Source organism: Aeromonas sp. 603757 (genome assembly GCF_049171255.1).
GTDB lineage: Bacteria > Pseudomonadota > Gammaproteobacteria > Enterobacterales > Aeromonadaceae > Aeromonas > Aeromonas veronii_A.
Map to the genome: position 1 here is coordinate 87,581 of NZ_JAAKOE010000014.1, position 17,011 is coordinate 104,591.

Annotated in this window: 14 protein-coding genes and 2 tRNA genes; 15 read left to right on the plus strand and 1 reads right to left on the minus strand. The window is 56.8% G+C overall.

From position 1 onward, the window contains the following. The first annotated feature begins 91 nt into the window (after positions 1 to 91). The 15 genes from rlmE to pnp all read left to right on the plus strand — a co-directional run bounded on the left by rlmE (position 92) and on the right by pnp (position 15,493). Entirely contained in the window at positions 92 to 721 is a 630-nt protein-coding gene (gene rlmE, locus G5332_RS14220) for a 23S rRNA (uridine(2552)-2'-O)-methyltransferase RlmE (protein ID WP_216951950.1), read from the plus strand. 45 nt (positions 722 to 766) lie between these two features. Then, positions 767 to 2,713: an ATP-dependent zinc metalloprotease FtsH gene (ftsH, locus tag G5332_RS14225; protein WP_216951949.1), complete on the plus strand. Its 1,947-nt coding sequence runs from the start codon at positions 767 to 769 to the stop codon at positions 2,711 to 2,713. Between the two features lie 59 nt (positions 2,714 to 2,772). Next, positions 2,773 to 3,618: a dihydropteroate synthase gene (folP, locus tag G5332_RS14230; RefSeq protein WP_421172950.1), complete on the plus strand. Its 846-nt coding sequence runs from the start codon at positions 2,773 to 2,775 to the stop codon at positions 3,616 to 3,618. Between the two features lie 15 nt (positions 3,619 to 3,633). Then, the gene (glmM, locus tag G5332_RS14235; protein WP_139434790.1) at positions 3,634 to 4,968 is read left to right on the plus strand and encodes a phosphoglucosamine mutase; all 1,335 of its coding nucleotides are present in this window, start codon (positions 3,634 to 3,636) and stop codon (positions 4,966 to 4,968) included. A gap of 131 nt (positions 4,969 to 5,099) precedes the next feature. Beyond that, positions 5,100 to 5,864 (plus strand): triose-phosphate isomerase, encoded by a 765-nt coding sequence (tpiA, locus tag G5332_RS14240; protein WP_043822828.1) that lies wholly within the window; start codon positions 5,100 to 5,102, stop codon positions 5,862 to 5,864. Next, entirely contained in the window at positions 5,865 to 6,191 is a 327-nt protein-coding gene (gene secG, locus G5332_RS14245) for a preprotein translocase subunit SecG (RefSeq protein ID WP_005338811.1), read from the plus strand. It begins immediately after the preceding gene. A 7-nt stretch (positions 6,192 to 6,198) separates the two neighbouring features. Then, a tRNA-Leu gene (locus G5332_RS14250) sits at positions 6,199 to 6,283 on the plus strand. A 92-nt stretch (positions 6,284 to 6,375) separates the two neighbouring features. Further along, positions 6,376 to 6,452: transfer RNA gene (locus G5332_RS14255), tRNA-Met, on the plus strand. Positions 6,453 to 6,618: 166 nt separating this feature from the next. Further along, positions 6,619 to 7,077 (plus strand): ribosome maturation factor RimP, encoded by a 459-nt coding sequence (gene rimP, locus G5332_RS14260; RefSeq protein WP_005338809.1) that lies wholly within the window; start codon positions 6,619 to 6,621, stop codon positions 7,075 to 7,077. A gap of 14 nt (positions 7,078 to 7,091) precedes the next feature. Beyond that, entirely contained in the window at positions 7,092 to 8,591 is a 1,500-nt protein-coding gene (gene nusA / locus G5332_RS14265; protein ID WP_216979372.1) for a transcription termination factor NusA, read from the plus strand. A 24-nt stretch (positions 8,592 to 8,615) separates the two neighbouring features. Beyond that, a complete protein-coding gene (gene infB, locus G5332_RS14270) occupies positions 8,616 to 11,321 on the plus strand; it encodes a translation initiation factor IF-2 (protein ID WP_216951946.1) in 2,706 nt (901 codons plus the stop codon). Positions 11,322 to 11,376: 55 nt separating this feature from the next. Next, positions 11,377 to 11,814 carry a 30S ribosome-binding factor RbfA gene (rbfA, locus tag G5332_RS14275; protein ID WP_005338799.1) on the plus strand — a complete coding sequence of 146 codons (438 nt, stop codon included), beginning with the start codon at positions 11,377 to 11,379 and terminating at the stop codon, positions 11,812 to 11,814. 1 nt (position 11,815) lies between these two features. Then, the gene (gene truB, locus G5332_RS14280; RefSeq protein WP_245094887.1) at positions 11,816 to 12,766 is read left to right on the plus strand and encodes a tRNA pseudouridine(55) synthase TruB; all 951 of its coding nucleotides are present in this window, start codon (positions 11,816 to 11,818) and stop codon (positions 12,764 to 12,766) included. 146 nt (positions 12,767 to 12,912) lie between these two features. Beyond that, positions 12,913 to 13,182: a 30S ribosomal protein S15 gene (rpsO, locus tag G5332_RS14285; protein WP_216979371.1), complete on the plus strand. Its 270-nt coding sequence runs from the start codon at positions 12,913 to 12,915 to the stop codon at positions 13,180 to 13,182. A 169-nt stretch (positions 13,183 to 13,351) separates the two neighbouring features. After that, entirely contained in the window at positions 13,352 to 15,493 is a 2,142-nt protein-coding gene (pnp, locus tag G5332_RS14290) for a polyribonucleotide nucleotidyltransferase (protein WP_216951943.1), read from the plus strand. Positions 15,494 to 15,775: 282 nt separating this feature from the next. On the opposite strand, the gene G5332_RS14295 is transcribed toward pnp, so the two are convergent. Then, a complete protein-coding gene (locus tag G5332_RS14295; protein WP_184234440.1) occupies positions 15,776 to 16,864 on the minus strand; it encodes a ketoacyl-ACP synthase III in 1,089 nt (362 codons plus the stop codon). Positions 16,865 to 17,011 lie beyond the last annotated feature (147 nt).

Consider the following 17,011-nt stretch of genomic DNA (forward strand, 5'->3'; position numbering starts at 1 on the left):
TTCTTCATAAGTCAGGGTTGAAAGGGGCGTATTCTACCCCCACTTAGCCCTTAATACTAATAACCCTTGTGGTTTTTTAAAGCCGATTATCATGACCCAGAAAAAACGTTCCGCCAGCTCCACCCGCTGGTTAAAAGAACATTTCGACGATCAATACGTCAAAAAAGCCCAGAAATTGGGGCTGCGTTCCCGTGCTGTTTTCAAGATCGACGAGATCCAGGGCAAAGACCGCCTGTTGAAAAATGGCATGACGGTAGTGGATTTGGGGGCTGCCCCCGGCGGCTGGTCCCAATTCGCGGTCGAGCAGGTTGGCGAATCGGGTCGGGTCATCGCCTGCGATATTCTGCCTATGGATCCCATTGCCGGTGTCGATTTCCTGCAGGGGGACTTTCGGGAGGAAACTGTACTCGGTGCCTTGCTGGAGCGAGTCGGACCCGACAAGGTCGATGTCGTGATGTCCGACATGGCCCCCAACATGAGCGGCACCCAGCAGGTGGATCAGGCTCGTGCCATGTATCTGGTCGAGTTGGCTCTGGACATGTGTCATCAGGTATTGCGCAGTGACGGCAGTTTTGTGGTGAAGGTGTTTCAGGGGGAGGGCTTTGATGCCTATCTGAATGAAATTCGGAAACTTTTCTCCGCCGTTAAAATTCGTAAACCAGACTCATCCCGCGCCAGATCACGGGAAGTCTACATTGTGGCTACCGGTTTTAAACTGTAGTACCCTAACCTTCATCGTTAACTGTCAGTCTGCGAGGTTACTGATTTGAGTGACATGGCGAAAAACTTAATCCTGTGGCTGGTCATCGCCGTCGTATTGATGTCGGTGTTCAATAGCTTCAGCCCCAGCGATACCACCAGTCGCCAGCTGGACTATTCCAGCTTCGTTAAAGAGGTGACCCAAGATCAGATCCGTGAAGTGCGGATGGACGGTAAGGTCATTAATGGCGTCAAGCGTACTGGTGAACGATTCACCACCATCATCCCGGCGCCGGATCCCCAGCTGCTCAACGATATGCTCAATCACAACGTCAAGGTGATGGGCGAGAAGCCGGAAGAGCCGTCTTTGCTGACCTCTATCTTCATCTCCTGGTTCCCGATGTTGCTGCTGATCGGTGTCTGGGTCTTCTTCATGCGTCAGATGCAGGGCGGCGGTGGCAAAGGCGCCATGTCGTTTGGCAAGAGCAAGGCTCGCCTGATGAGTGAAGATCAGATCAAGACTACCTTTGCCGATGTAGCTGGTTGCGATGAAGCCAAGGAAGAGGTGAAGGAGCTGGTCGACTATCTGCGCGACCCGAGCAAATTCCAGAAACTGGGTGGCAAGATCCCGACTGGCGTACTGCTGGTAGGTCCTCCCGGTACCGGTAAAACCCTGCTGGCCAAGGCCATTGCGGGTGAGGCCAAGGTGCCCTTCTTCACCATCTCAGGTTCTGATTTCGTGGAGATGTTCGTGGGTGTCGGTGCCTCCCGGGTACGTGACATGTTCGAGCAGGCCAAGAAATCCTCCCCCTGCATCATCTTCATCGATGAAATTGATGCGGTCGGTCGCCAGCGTGGCGCCGGTCTGGGCGGTGGTCACGATGAGCGTGAGCAGACCCTTAACCAGATGCTGGTCGAGATGGATGGCTTTGAAGGCAATGAAGGGATCATCGTCATCGCTGCCACCAACCGTCCTGATGTACTGGATCCGGCACTACTGCGTCCGGGCCGTTTCGACCGTCAGGTTGTGGTCGGTCTGCCGGATGTCCGTGGTCGCGAGCAGATCCTGAAAGTGCACATGCGCAAAGTTCCGTTGGCGGATGACGTCAATCCGGCGCTGATTGCCCGTGGTACACCCGGTTTCTCCGGTGCGGATTTGGCCAACCTGGTCAACGAAGCTGCCCTCTTCTCTGCTCGCGAAAGCCGCCGAGTGGTCTCCATGGCTGAGTTCGAAAAGGCCAAGGACAAGATCATGATGGGGGCGGAACGTCGCTCCATGGTGATGAAAGAGTCTGAAAAAGAGATGACTGCGTATCATGAAGCCGGTCACGCCATTATTGGTCGCGTGGTTCCGGATCATGATCCCGTTTACAAGGTCTCCATTATTCCGCGTGGCCGTGCGCTGGGTGTGACCATGTACCTGCCTGAGCAGGATCGCTGGAGCCACTCCAAGCAGCATCTGGAGTCGATGATCTCCAGCCTGTATGGCGGTCGTCTGGCGGAAGAGTTGATCTACGGTGCCGAGAAGGTCTCGACCGGCGCGTCCAACGACATCGAGCGAGCTACCGATATCGCACGCAAGATGGTGACCCAGTGGGGTATGTCCGAGCGTCTCGGCCCGATGCTTTATGCGGAAGAAGATGGTGAAGTGTTCCTCGGCCGCAGCATGGCCAAGGCCAAGCACATGTCCGACGACACTGCGCGCATCATCGATGCCGAGGTGAAGCAGGTTATTGATCGCAACTACGACCGCGCCAAGCAGATCCTGCTGGATAACATGGATGTACTGCACAGCATGAAAGATGCGTTGATGAAGTATGAAACCATCGACGCCAAACAGATCGATGATCTGATGGCGCGTCGCGAGGTTCGTGCTCCGAGCAACTGGCATGACGAGCACGGTGATACCCCGCAAGGCGGTTCCACCGTGGCTGCCGAGGCCAAGCCGGCCGATGAGGCTGCACCGGTGGCGGATGTCACTATCGACAAAGCCAACGACGCGCCGGCCAAATAATCGTGACTCTCCAAACCCCGGGCTTGCCCGGGGTTTTTCTTTATCAGATGGACATGAAAATGCAGTTAACCAGCAAGGGGCTCAGCCTCTCCCTCGATCGTCCCCATGTGATGGGGATCCTCAATGTGACGCCCGACTCCTTCTCCGATGGCGGTAATTTCAACCAGTTTGAACGGGCAATGGCCCATGCGCGCCAGATGGTCTCTGACGGTGCGACCCTCATCGACATCGGTGGCGAGTCAACCCGCCCTGGTGCGCCCGATGTGAGCGAGCAGGAGGAGCTGGACAGGGTCATTCCTGTCGTGGAGCAGATGGCCCGTGAGCTGGATGTGATGATCTCCCTCGATACCTCCAAAGCGGCTGTGATGCGGGAGGGTTGCAAGGTGGGTGCCCATCTGATCAACGATGTGCGGGCACTGCAAGAACCTGGAGCACTGCAAGCCGCGGCCGAAGCTCGGGTTCCGGTCTGTCTGATGCATATGCAGGGGCAGCCGAGAACCATGCAGGTCGAGCCGCACTATGAGGACCTGATCGGGGAGGTTCGCGCCTTCTTTGATGAGCGTATTGCGGCTTGTCTGGCGGTCGGGATCCGTCGTGAAGAGCTGTTGCTGGATCCTGGATATGGCTTTGGCAAGACCCTTGCACACAACTATCAGCTGTTGGCGGCTCAAAAGGAACTGCTTGATTATGGCTTGCCGCTATTGGTGGGGATGTCGCGAAAGTCTATGATAGGCAACCTGCTGGGCCGTCCGGTGGATGAGCGTCTGGCGGGCAGTCTGGCATGCGCCCTTATCGGCATGCAGCATGGGGCCCGCATCATCAGGGTACACGATGTACGGGAGACCATGGACGCATTGCGCGTCGGTTGGCTGGCAATGACGGGACAAGATTTTATTTCCAAATAATAAAGAGAACAGACAATGGCAAGAAAGTATTTCGGTACCGATGGTGTGCGCGGCAAGGTTGGCGAATACCCGATCACCCCTGATTTTGTAATGAAATTGGGTTGGGCTGCCGGCAAAGTGCTCTCCAAGAAGGGCACCAAAAAGGTGCTGATTGGCAAAGATACCCGCATCTCCGGTTACATGCTGGAATCCGCGCTGGAAGCGGGGCTCTCCGCGGCAGGCCTTAAAGCCATTCTGATGGGGCCCATGCCCACGCCGGCGGTTGCCTACCTGACTCGCACTTTCCGTGCCGAGGCCGGCATCGTCATCAGCGCTTCCCACAACCCCTTCTACGACAACGGCATCAAGTTCTTCTCCGCCGATGGCACCAAGCTGCCCGATGATGTCGAGCTGGCTATCGAAGCCGAGCTGGATCACGAGCTCAAGTGTGTCGAGTCTGCCGAACTTGGCAAAGCGGTGCGCATTGATGATGCTGCCGGTCGCTATATCGAATTTTGCAAGAGCACCTTCCCCTCCCACATGAATCTGGATGGGGTGAAAATGGTGGTCGACTGTGGCCACGGCGCTACTTACCACATTGCGCCGTCGGTTTTCCGCGAGCTGGGTGCTGAAGTGATCACAATGGGCTGTGCCCCGGATGGTCTCAACATCAACGATGGTGTCGGCTCGACTGCGCCTGACGCACTGGTTGCCAAGGTGCTGGAGTGCAAGGCCGATCTGGGGGTTGCCTTTGATGGCGATGGTGACCGTCTGATCATGGTCGACCATACCGGCTATCTCATCGACGGTGATGAAGTGCTCTATATCATCGCGCGCGATGCTCTGCGCAATGGTCGCCTCAAAGGCGGTGTCGTCGGCACTCTGATGGCCAACATGGGTCTGGAGCTGGCGCTGCAAACCCTGGGCATTCCGTTTGCCCGTGCCAAGGTGGGTGACCGCTATGTGCTGGAGATGATGGAAGAGAAGGGCTGGCGCATCGGTGGCGAGAACTCCGGCCACATTATCTGTCTTGATCAAACCACTACGGGTGATGGCATCGTAGCCGCTTTGCAGGTGCTCACTGCCATGCGCAGTGCCGAGATGCCGCTTGCCAAGCTGCGCTCCGGCATGAACAAGTTCCCGCAGGTACTGGTGAATGTTCGTTTTGCCGAAGGCAAGGATCCGCTGGCCGCTGATGCTGTCATGGCTGAGGTTGCCAAGGTGGAACAGGAGCTGGCTGGTCGTGGTCGCGTACTATTGCGTAAATCAGGTACCGAACCGCTGATCCGCGTCATGGTCGAAGGGGAGCATGAACAGCAGGTGCGTGACATGGCTCAGCGCATCGCCAAGCAGGTTGAATCGGCGTTTTAATGAACAACCAGGGCGGCTTTTTAGCCGCCCTGGTTGTATCTTGTTCAAACGATTCAAAAATTTAAAAATAGCACTTGTCAGCTGAGCATCCTCTGGATATTATCAGCCCCGCTTTCGCAAGGGAGTTGCCGATGGGACATCGCAAGCCGTTTGTAGCAGCCAACTGGAAGTTGCACGGTAGTAGGTCGCAGTTAGAGCAGTTTACGAGTCAATGCCTAAACGGCGTTGACGGAAAAGTAGATGTGGTTCTCTGTCCTTCCCATGTGCATCTCGACTTTAGCGCTTCACTGCTCAACGAGCAGAAAGTAATAAAGTTGGGGGCTCAGAATGTGAGTCAGCACGCTACTGGCGCTTACACCGGAGAAATCTCGTGTCAGATGCTGGTTGAGGCAGGGTGTCGTTACGTATTGGTAGGGCACTCCGAGCGCAGGCGTCTCTTTGGTGAGACCAGTTTTATCGTCGCAGAGAAATTTGCGGCAGCCAGAGCGGCAGGCTTGATTCCCATCCTCTGTTTAGGTGAATCAGGTGCGGCTAGGCAGGCGAGAAGAGCCTTCGAGGTGATCGCTGAAGAGCTGGATATCGTCATAGAGAAAAATGGCGCGATGGCTTTCGATAATGCTATCATCGCCTACGAGCCGATTTGGGCTGTAGGTACAGGTAAATGCGCCACACCCGAGCAGGCACAAGAGGTTCATTCCTTTATACGTGGTCGCTTGGCGGAGGATACTCCGGTAATAGGTGAGAAAGTTAGAATCATCTATGGTGGGAGCGTAACGCCGAGCAACGCGAGAGATTTGTTTGCACAGCCCGACATTGATGGCGGACTGATTGGCGGAGCAAGCCTCGATAGCGATGCGTTTTTAGGAATTGTTGAAGCGGCAAAGGGTGCAAGTTAAATGTACGAGATTCTTTTAGTCGTTTATCTGCTGGTTTCACTGGCTCTGATTGGTCTGGTGATGATTCAGCAAGGTAAAGGGGCTGATATGGGCGCCTCCTTCGGCGCAGGGGCATCGAACACAGTATTCGGCTCCGGTGGTTCAGGCAGTTTCCTGACCCGAACAACAGCAATCTTGGCTACTCTGTTTTTCGTTATCAGCCTGGTGCTCGGATCTATGTCCAGCAACAAGGTCAAGCAGGGTAGTGAGTGGGAGAATCTGCAACAAACCCAACAGGTTGAGCAGACCAAAGCGCCAGTGAAGAAAGATACTGACGTTCCCGAGTAAGAGTTTTGCCGTGGTGGTGGAATTGGTAGACACGCTATCTTGAGGGGGTAGTGCTCTAGGGTGTGCGGGTTCGAGTCCCGCCCACGGCACCAATTAAGCAGTGAGCTCGGGAAACCGAGTTTATTATAGCCAGTCAGTCTTGTATCGAGAGAGTGAAGTGGCTATAATCTCGCACGATTTCGGACGCGGGGTGGAGCAGCATGGTAGCTCGTCGGGCTCATAACCCGAAGGTCGTCGGTTCAAATCCGGCCCCCGCAACCAAATTTCACGCATTTCCTACGCTCAGGAAGGCGGTCGCTGCGAGGCGACAATCAGGGTAAAGCGCCAAGCCCCGATTTGACATCGGGGCTTTTTGTTATGTGCAATTTACTCTGAATCGATATCTATCTGGGCTTTATGCCCTTTTTTTGTTTTTCGGAGGGTGACTTTGGCTACGTTGGAACAACGTTTGACCGATCTGCTCGAGGCTCCGGTCGTTGCCTTGGGTTTTGAACTTTGGGGTATTGAGTTTATCCGCGCGGGTAAACACTCCACCTTGCGTGTCTATATCGACGGCGAGCAGGGTGTGACTGTCGAGAACTGTGCTGAGGTCAGCCATCAGGTTGGCGCCATCATGGACGTCGAAGATCCCATCACCGAGGAGTACTACCTCGAGGTATCCTCCCCAGGCCTGGATCGTCCCCTGTTCAAGGTTGCCCATTTCGAAAAATACGTTGGCCAAGAGGCGGCGGTAACGCTTCGGATGGCAACAAACAACCGCCGCAAGTTCAAAGGCGTAATCAAAGCTGTGCAAGGCGACATGATCACCCTGACAGTAGATGGTAAGGACGACGTGTTGGCTTTCACCAATATCCAAAAAGCGAACATAGTGCCGAACTTTGGTTAACGAGGCTATCGGATATGAATAAAGAGATTTTGCTGGTCGTTGACGCAGTATCCAACGAGAAAGCGGTACCCCGCGAGAAGATCTTCCAGGCTCTGGAAACCGCGCTGGCGACTGCGACCAAGAAGAAATATGAAGGCGAGATTGAAGTTCGGGTCGAAATCGATCGCAAGACCGGTGACTACGACACTTATCGCCGCTGGCTGGTAATCGCAGATCAAGCCGCGATGGAGAACCCTTACGCCGAGATTACCCTGGAAGCTGCTCAGATTGATCAGCCGGATATCCAGGTCGGTGAATATGTTGAAGACCAGATCGACTCTGTCACCTTCGACCGTATCACTACCCAGACCGCCAAGCAGGTTATCGTGCAGAAAGTGCGCGAAGCGGAGCGTTCACAAGTAGTTGATCAGTTTAAAGATAAAGAAGGCACCATCATCAGTGGTGTCGTCAAGAAGAGCAACCGCGACAACGTCATTCTGGATCTGGGCAGCAATGCTGAAGCCGTGATCTTCCGTGATGACATGCTGCCGCGTGAAACCTTCCGCCCGGGCGACCGTGTCCGTGGCCTGCTCTACGCAGTACGTCCAGAAGCCCGTGGTTCCCAGCTGTTTGTCAGCCGTTCCAGCCCGGACTTCCTGAAAGAGCTGTTCCGTATCGAAGTACCGGAGATCGGCGAAGAGATGATCGAAATCATGGGCGCTGCCCGTGACCCGGGTTCCCGCGCCAAGATTGCGGTGAAGACCAACGATCGTCGTATCGACCCGATCGGTGCCTGTATCGGTATGCGTGGTGCCCGTGTGCAAGCTGTCTCCGCAGAGCTGAGCGGTGAGCGTGCAGACATCGTGCTGTACGATGACAACCCGGCCCAGTACGTGATCAATGCCATGGCACCTGCCGATGTGGCCTCCATCATCGTTGATGAAGACAACCACACCATGGATATCGCCGTGGAAGCTGCCAACCTGGCCCAGGCCATCGGTCGCAATGGTCAGAACGTGCGTCTGGCCTCCCAGCTGACCGGTTGGGAGCTGAACGTGATGACCGTTGAGGACATGCGTGCCAAGCACCAGGCCGAGAACGACCGCATCATGAACCTGTTCACCAGCACCCTGGATATCGATGACGATTTCGCCGGTCTGCTGATGGAAGAGGGCTTCTCGACCCTGGAAGAGATCGCCTTCGTACCGGTCAACGAGTTGCTGGCTATCGACGGTCTGGATGAAGACATGGTCGAAGAGCTGCGCAAGCGTGCCAAAGATGCCCTGACTACCCAGGCGCTGGCCAAAGAGGAGTCCTTTGATGGCGTCGAGCCGTCCGAAGAGCTGCTCAATCTGAACGGTCTGAGTCGTGAACTGGCATACGCTCTGGCGGGCCGCGGCGTGGGCACCCTGGAAGATTTGGCTGAGCAAGGTATTGATGACCTTGCTGGTATTGAAGGGCTGACTGCCGAGAAGGCGGGTGAGCTCATTATGGCTGCTCGCAATATCTGTTGGTTCGGAGAAGAGCAGTCTTAAGTAAGATCAAACGGAGGAAAATGAATGGCAGAAGTATCAGTCAAACAACTTGCCACTGACATCGACACACCGGTTGATCGTCTTCTCCAGCAGTTTGTCGATGCCGGTATCAGCAAGAGCAAGGCCGACGACATGGTCAGCGAGTCTGAAAAGCAGACTCTGCTGGCACACCTGAAGAAACAGCATGGAGGTGACGAGGTCGCCGCTCCTGCCCGCATGACTTTGCAGCGCAAGACCAAGAGCACCATCAGTGTTCAGGGAACCGGCGGCAAGAACAAAGAAGTGCAGGTGGAAGTTCGCAAATCTCGCACCTATGTAAGACGCTCGGCGCTGGAAGAAGAACAGCGTCAGGCGGAAGCCGAGGAAAAAGCGCGTTTGGAAGCAGAAGAAAAAGCTCGTCGCGAAGCCGAAGAGAAGGCTCGCCTCGACGCTGAAGAGAAGGCTCGCCGTGAGGCTGAGCAGGCTCGTCGTGAAGCTGAGGAAAAGGCGCGGATCGAGGCACAACAAAAGGCTCGACAGGCTCAACAGCCCGCCAAAGCAGCCAGTAGCACAGCTCAGCAAGAGGCAGAAAAGATGGCCAAGCGCGAAGCAGAAGAACTGAAGCGCCAACAGGAACAGACAGCTTTGAAAAAAGCTGAAGAACTCGCCGCGAAGAAAGCCGAAGAGGCTCGCATCATGGCGGAACAGAACGCAGCCCGCTGGGCTGAAGAAGAAGCCGCTCGTGCAAAAGAGAGCAGCGATTATCACCTGACTACCAACAAGCATGCGCAAGCTGCAGAAGACGAGCTGGATCGCAAAGAAGAGACCAGCCGCCGTACTGCCGCCGCCGCTGTCAAGGCCCCGAAAAAGGCGGGTCGTCGCGATGATGATCGCAATGATCGCAATTCCCGTGATCCGCGTGCCCGTAAAGGCAAACGTGGCAAGGTCGCTACCCCGAACGCCATGAAGCATGGCTTCAACAAGCCGGCTGCCGTGGTGAACCGCGACGTTGTCATCGGCGAGACCATCACAGTGGCCGAGCTGGCCAACAAGATGGCCGTCAAGGGAGTTGAAGTCATCAAGGCGATGATGAAGATGGGTGCCATGGCCACCATCAACCAGGTGATTGACCAGGAGACCGCTCAGCTGGTCGCCGAGGAGATGGGTCACAAGGTTGTGCTGCGTCGTGAGAACGAGCTGGAAGAGGCGGTACTGTCCGATCGTGACGAGACCTCCGAAGCCAAGCCCCGTGCACCGGTCGTGACCATCATGGGTCACGTTGACCACGGCAAGACCTCGCTGCTGGACTACATTCGTAAAGCCAAGGTTGCTGCTGGCGAGGCCGGTGGTATTACCCAGCATATCGGTGCTTACCACGTTCAGACAGATAGCGGCATGATCACCTTCCTGGATACTCCGGGTCACGCGGCGTTTACCTCCATGCGTGCTCGCGGTGCCAAGGCGACCGACATCGTTGTTCTGGTCGTTGCTGCTGACGACGGCGTGATGCCGCAAACCATCGAAGCTATCCAGCACGCCAAGGCTGCCGGTGTGCCGCTGGTTGTGGCAGTCAACAAGATCGACAAGCCGGAAGCGGATCCGGATCGCGTCAAGACCGAGTTGGCTCGTTACAACGTCATGTCCGAAGATTGGGGTGGAGACTGCCAGTTCGTGCACGTATCTGCCAAGTCCGGTCAGGGTATCGACGATCTGCTGGAAGCCATCCTGATCCAGGCTGAAGTACTGGAGCTGAAAGCGGTGGTTGACGGTATGGCCAACGGCGTCGTGATCGAATCCTTCCTGGATAAAGGTCGTGGTCCGGTTGCTACCGTACTGGTACAAGAAGGTACCCTGCGTCAGGGCGACATCGTTCTGTGTGGTCTCGAGTACGGCCGTGTTCGCGCCATGCGTGACGAACTGGGTCGCGAGATCAAGGAAGCGGGTCCGTCCCTGCCTGTGGAAATCCTGGGTCTCTCCGGCGTTCCCTCTGCCGGTGACGAAGCCACCGTTGTCCGTGACGAGAAGAAAGCCCGTGAAGTGGCGCTCTACCGTCAAGGCAAGTTCCGTGAAGTCAAGCTGGCTCGCCAGCAGAAGGCCAAGCTGGAAAACATGTTCGCTAACATGACCGAGGGCGAAGTGTCCGAAGTGAACGTGGTGATCAAGGCCGACGTACAAGGTTCTGTGGAAGCGATCTGCGATGCGCTGGTCAAACTCTCCACCGACGAAGTGAAGGTGAAGATCGTGGGTTCCGGCGTAGGTGGTATCACCGAAACCGACGCGACCCTGGCTGCCGCTTCCAGCGCCATCCTGGTTGGTTTCAACGTCCGTGCCGACGCGTCTGCGCGCAAGGTTATCGAATCCGAGAGCCTGGATCTGCGTTACTACTCCGTCATCTATGACCTGATCGACGAAGTGAAGCAGGCCATGAGCGGCAAGCTGGCCCCAGAGTATCGTCAGGAAATCATCGGTCTGGCTGAAGTGCGTAGCGTCTTCAAGTCTCCGAAGTTCGGCGCCGTTGCCGGCTGTATGGTTACCGAAGGTGTGGTCAAGCGTTCCAACCGTATCCGCGTTCTGCGTGACAACGTGGTTATCTATGAAGGCGAGCTGGAATCCCTGCGCCGCTTCAAGGATGACGTCAACGAAGTTCGCAACGGCTACGAGTGTGGTATCGCGGTCAAGAACTACAACGACGTGCGCGAAGGCGACCAGATCGAAGTTTACGAGACTGTTGAAATCCAACGGACTCTGTAAGCCGAGAGTTAGACAAAATAGGGGGCCGCGGCCCCCTTTTATCGCAGGATAGAATATGGCCAGAGAATTCAGCCGGACCCGTCGGGTCGGACAGCAGATCCAGCGTGAAATCGCGCTGATCCTGCAGCGCGAGGTGAAAGACCCGCGCATCGGCATGGTGACCGTTTCCGATGTGGAAGTGTCCCGTGACCTCAACTATGCCAAAATTTACGTCACCTTCTTGCAGCTGGAAAATGATGCCGAGCGCATCAAGGAAGGCTTGCAGGGTCTGACCGAAGCAGCCGGATATATCCGTAGTCTGCTGGGCAGTGCCATGCGTCTGCGCGTGGTGCCCGAGCTGCGTTTCTACTACGACCAGACCCTGGTCGAGGGGATGCGTCTCTCCAACCTGGTGACCAACACTGTGCGTGAAGACAAGCGCCGCATGGCCGAATCCGGCCGTGACGAAGAAGCTGAATCCGCACCGGATGACACGACTGAGGATAAAGCCTGAGATGACCCGAAGACGTCGTTTCAAGGGCCGTGATGTGCACGGCATTCTGCTGCTGGACAAGCCGACCGGCCTGACCTCCAACGATGTGTTGCAGAAGGTCAAGCGGATTTACAACGCTGCCAAGGCTGGTCATACCGGGGCGCTGGATCCGCTGGCGACCGGCATGCTGCCGATTTGCCTCGGTGAGGCCACCAAGTTCTCCCAGTATCTGCTGGAAGCGGACAAGCGCTATGAGGTGACCGCCAAACTGGGCGAGCGCACCAACACCAGCGACTCCGATGGTGAGGTGGTCTCCACCCGTCCGGTAAACGTGGCTGTCGGTACTCTGATTGAGGCGCTGGACCAGTTCCGCGGCCCCATCATGCAGGTGCCGTCCATGTACTCTGCGCTCAAGCACAACGGCCGTCCGCTCTACGAATATGCCCGCGAAGGTATCGAGATTGAGCGTGAAGCCCGTCCCATCACCGTATTCGAGCTCAAACTGCTGAGTTTCGAAGGTGATGAAGTGCGCCTTGAAGTGCACTGCAGCAAGGGCACCTATATCCGCTCTCTGGTGGATGATCTGGGTGAAGTGCTGGGTTGTGGCGCCCACGTGACCCAGTTGCGCCGTACCCAGGTGGCCAGCTATCCGTACGAGCGGATGCTGACTCTGGAGCAGCTCGAGTGTATTTTCGAGCAGGCCAAGGCCGAGAGCATCCCGCCGCGCGAGCAGCTGGATCCCCTGTTGCTGCCGATGGATACTGCCGTGGCAAGCTTGCCCGAGGTGAACATGCTGGCTGTTGTGGCTGCCTATGTGAATCAGGGCCAGGCCGTGCAGGTGGCGGGTGCGCCGCACAGCGGTCAGGTTCGTATGACGGTCGGCCCGGAGCGCGAGTTCATCGGGGTTGGCGAGATTGATGATGATGGCCGCGTCGCCCCCAAGCGACTGGTACGTTATCACGACGAGGAGTGATCCTCAGGCGGTATCGGCGTGCTCTTTCCCTCTCTTGCTTCTTTCTCGTTGCGAAAATGGGCAGGGACGATTATCATACCGCCCTCATTTCACGGCTGAATTAGAGATTGGCTGTGAACCTTTAAACACTGTACTGGAGTAATACCATGTCTCTAAATGCTGAGATCAAAGCTCAAATCGTTGCCGAGCACGCTCGTGGCGCCAACGACACCGGTTCCCCCGAAGTGCAAGTTGCCCTGCTGACTGCCCAGATCAACCATCTGCAAGGTCACTTCAAAGAGCACTCCAAGGACCACCACGGTCGTCGCGGTCTGCTGCGCATGGTTTCCCAGCGTCGTAAGCTGCTGGACTACCTGAAGCGTAAAGATTCCGAGCGTTATGCTGCTCTGATCGCCAAGCTGGGTCTGCGTCGTTAATCGACCATCAGATTTCGCGAAAAGGGGAACCTCCGGGTTCCCCTTTTTTATTGCTCTTTAGCGGCTTGTTGCCATCCTCACAGAATTTGTGTCGACGCTTACCTTTTGCATCGAATCAAGTATACTTGTGCGCGAATTTAAAGAGCCAAATTGTAAAAAGGAAATTCACGTGAATCCTATTGTTAAGTCATTCCAGTACGGTCAACACACCGTCACACTGGAAACCGGTGTGATGGCCCGTCAAGCCACTGCGGCCGTTATGGTCAGCATGGACGATACCTGTGTATTTGTGACCGTCGTAGGCAAGAAAGAGGCCGATCACGGCCGTGATTTCTTCCCGCTGACCGTCAACTACCAGGAGCGTACCTATGCTGCTGGTCGTATCCCGGGTGGTTTCTTCCGTCGTGAAGGCCGTCCGAGCGAAGGCGAGACCCTCATCTCCCGTCTGATCGACCGTCCAATTCGTCCGCTGTTCCCGGAAGGCTTCTTCAATGAGGTTCAGGTGGTTGCCACCGTCATGTCCGTGAATCCGGCAGTCTCCCCCGATATCGTTGCCATGATCGGCGCCTCTGCTGCGCTGGCCATCTCCGGCATTCCGTTTGGCGGCCCGATCGGTGCTGCTCGCGTGGGTTACATGAACGGTCAGTATGTGCTGAACCCGACCACCACCGAACTGCCACAGAGCGATCTGGATCTGGTTGTTGCCGGTACTGCCAACGCCGTGCTGATGGTTGAGTCCGAAGCTGCCATCCTCTCCGAAGAGGTCATGCTGGGCGCCGTGGTATACGGTCACGAGCAGATGCAGACCGTGATCAATGCGATCAACGAGTTTGCCGCTGCCGTCGGCACCAAGCCGTGGGACTGGACTCCGCCTGCCGTCAACGAAGCGCTGAAAGCCAAGGTTGCCGAGCTGGCGAGCGCCGAACTGGGTGAAGCCTACCGCATCACCGAGAAGGCTGTCCGTTACGAAACCATCGCAGCCATCAAGGGTCGTGTGGTTGAGCAAGTTATCGCTTCCGGTGTGGAAGAAGATGCCAAGAAGATCGGCGAAGAGTTCCACAGCCTGGAAAGCCGCATCGTTCGTGGCCGCGTAGTGCGTGGTGAGCCGCGTATCGATGGTCGCGATCCGGAAATGATCCGTGCCCTGTCTGTCGCTACCGGCGTATTGCCCCGTGCTCACGGTTCTGCCCTGTTCACTCGTGGTGAAACCCAGGCTATGGTCGTTGCGACCCTGGGTACCGAGCGTGACGCCCAGAACATCGACGAGCTGACCGGCAACCGTGCCGATCGCTTCATGCTGCACTACAACTTCCCGCCATACTGCGTCGGTGAGACCGGCATGATGGGTAGCCCGAAGCGTCGTGAAATCGGTCACGGCCGTCTGGCCAAGCGCGGCGTTGCTGCCGTGATGCCGAGTGCTGCTGAGTTCCCGTACGTGGTGCGCGTGGTGTCTGAAATCACCGAATCCAACGGCTCCTCCTCCATGGCGTCTGTCTGTGGTTCCTCTCTGGCGCTGATGGATGCCGGTGTGCCGATCAAGGCTTCCGTCGCCGGTATCGCCATGGGTCTGGTGAAGGAAGAAGAAGGTTTCGTCGTGCTGTCCGACATTCTGGGTGACGAAGATCACCTGGGCGACATGGACTTCAAGGTAGCCGGTACCACCGAAGGTGTGACCGCGCTGCAGATGGACATCAAGATCGAAGGCATCACCAAAGAGATCATGGAGATTGCGCTGAAGCAAGCTCGTGGTGCTCGTCTGCACATCCTGAAAGTGATGGATGAAGCAATCCAGGCTCCCCGTGCCCAGATCTCCGATTTCGCACCGCGTATCCACACCATCAAGATCAATCCTGAGAAGATCAAGGACGTGATCGGTAAGGGTGGTTCCGTGATCCGTGCGCTGACCGAAGAGACCGGCACCAACATCGAGCTGGATGATGACGGTACTGTACGTATCTCCGCTGTGGCCAACGAAGCTGCCATGGAAGCGATCCGTCGCATTGAGGCCATCACCGCCGAGATCGAAGTGAACCGCATCTATGAAGGTAAAGTTGTCCGTCTGGCCGATTTCGGTGCATTCGTCAACATCCTGCCGGGCAAAGATGGTCTGGTACACATCTCCCAGATCACCGATGCTCGCGTTCAGAACGTGGCTGACCACCTGACTATCGGTGACGTGGTCAAGGTGAAGGTACTGGAAGTGGACCGTCAGGGCCGCGTACGTCTCTCCATCAAGGAAGCGAACGCTCCGACTGATGCAGCCCCGGCTGCTGATGCTCCGGTTGCTGCCGAAGCGCCTGCCGCAGAGTAATCTGTCCTCCTGAACCGGATTCTCCGGTTGCAGTAAAAAGTCCGGCGCCCTTTGGGGCGCCGGACTTTTTTATGCGCTCAGGCTCATCACGTTTATGCGCTCAGGCTCATCACGTTTATGCGCTCAGGCTCATCACGTTTATGCGCTCAGGCTCATCACGCCGAAGTTGGCTCTCTGCTCAGGATGTGGTGGGCATTGCCGGAGCCTCAAGAGATCAGGTTAGAAAAGTATCGCGAAGGGGGTGGGAGAAAGGAGCCTGAGGATTCAGGCTCCTGATGAGGATCAAGCCTCGTTGGCGTGGGCCTTCTGGCACCCTTCGACGGCGTGAGCAATCAGTTCCAGTGCGCTCTGGTCGCAGGGTGGCAACTCGGCCTCGCACTTGTTGATAGGGGTAACACGATCGCCCCACTTGATGATGGCGGCCCCCCAGGTCAGGCCGGCACCGAAAGCGGCGGTCAGCAGATAGGAGTTCGGCTTTACGCGGCCCTGCTCCAGCGCTTCGCACAGGGCGATGGGCACGGTAGCGGCGGAGGTGTTGCCGTAGTTTTCGATGTTGACCATCACCTTCTCCATCGGCGCATTCATCCGCTTGGCGAGGGTCTCGATGATGCGGATATTGGCCTGGTGCGGCACGATCAGGTCGACCTGCTCCGGCGCAATACCGGCTTGCGCCAGCACAGTGCTGGTGGCTTCACCCATGCCGCGCACGGCGCGTTTGAAGATCTCCGGCCCTTCGAAGTTGAAGGTGAACAGCCCATCGATATCGGCAAAACGCACCCGATCGGTACCGAAGTTCGGTACATGCAGGATCTCTCGCGCTTCGCTGTCGCAGCCCAGCTTGTTGGCGATCAGGCCACACTCCTGCTCGCTCGCCTCGATCACCACGGCACCGGCACCGTCGCCAAACAGCACGGCGGTATCGCGGCGCGCCCAGTCCAGCAGGTAGGTGAGGCGCTCGGCACCGATCACCAGCACCTTCTTCATCATGCCGGTCTGCACCAGCGAGGTGGCGACCGAGAGGGAGTAGACAAAACCGGTACAAGCAGCGTTGAGATCAAACACGGCTGCATTGACGGCGCCCAGTTTCTTCTGCACGGCAGAGGCGGCACTTGGCAGCAGGTTGTCCGGGGTGGCGGTGGCCAGGATGATGCCATCGAGATCGCTCGCTTCCAGACCGGCGCAGGCCAGCGCGCGGCGACCGGCCAGGGTGGCGAGATCCGAGGTGCTGACATGGGAGATTCGGCGGGCCTTGATGCCGGTGCGCGGATAGATCCACTCATCTGACGTATCCATGATGGTGCTGAGGTCATCGTTGGTCAGCACGGAGGGAGGCAGGCATTTGCCCCAGCCGGTGATATTGGCGTATTTCATCTTGTTACCGCTTCTCAAAGTGGATCGCCCGCGGGCGGAAAATCGTGCAATTATGCCGTACGAGACAACCACTGTCATCTTGTGGTCATGGTTATGTGCGGGGTGCTCAGCTGTGCCATCTAGTCGCAAAGGGCTGCAACGCGCTGA

Excerpts from the sequence above, each read along its gene's own strand:
- rlmE (WP_216951950.1), top strand. The coding sequence starts at position 92 with ATGACCCAGAAAAAACGTTCCGCCAGCTCCACCCGCTGGTTAAAAGAA.
- folP (WP_421172950.1), top strand. The coding sequence starts at position 2,773 with ATGCAGTTAACCAGCAAGGGGCTCAGCCTCTCCCTCGATCGTCCCCAT.
- glmM (WP_139434790.1), top strand. The coding sequence starts at position 3,634 with ATGGCAAGAAAGTATTTCGGTACCGATGGTGTGCGCGGCAAGGTTGGC.
- tpiA (WP_043822828.1), top strand. The coding sequence starts at position 5,100 with ATGGGACATCGCAAGCCGTTTGTAGCAGCCAACTGGAAGTTGCACGGT.
- secG (WP_005338811.1), top strand. The coding sequence starts at position 5,865 with ATGTACGAGATTCTTTTAGTCGTTTATCTGCTGGTTTCACTGGCTCTG.
- nusA (WP_216979372.1), top strand. The coding sequence starts at position 7,092 with ATGAATAAAGAGATTTTGCTGGTCGTTGACGCAGTATCCAACGAGAAA.
- infB (WP_216951946.1), top strand. The coding sequence starts at position 8,616 with ATGGCAGAAGTATCAGTCAAACAACTTGCCACTGACATCGACACACCG.
- rbfA (WP_005338799.1), top strand. The coding sequence starts at position 11,377 with ATGGCCAGAGAATTCAGCCGGACCCGTCGGGTCGGACAGCAGATCCAG.
- truB (WP_245094887.1), top strand. The coding sequence starts at position 11,816 with ATGACCCGAAGACGTCGTTTCAAGGGCCGTGATGTGCACGGCATTCTG.
- rpsO (WP_216979371.1), top strand. The coding sequence starts at position 12,913 with ATGTCTCTAAATGCTGAGATCAAAGCTCAAATCGTTGCCGAGCACGCT.
- G5332_RS14295 (WP_184234440.1), bottom strand. The coding sequence starts at position 16,864 with ATGAAATACGCCAATATCACCGGCTGGGGCAAATGCCTGCCTCCCTCC.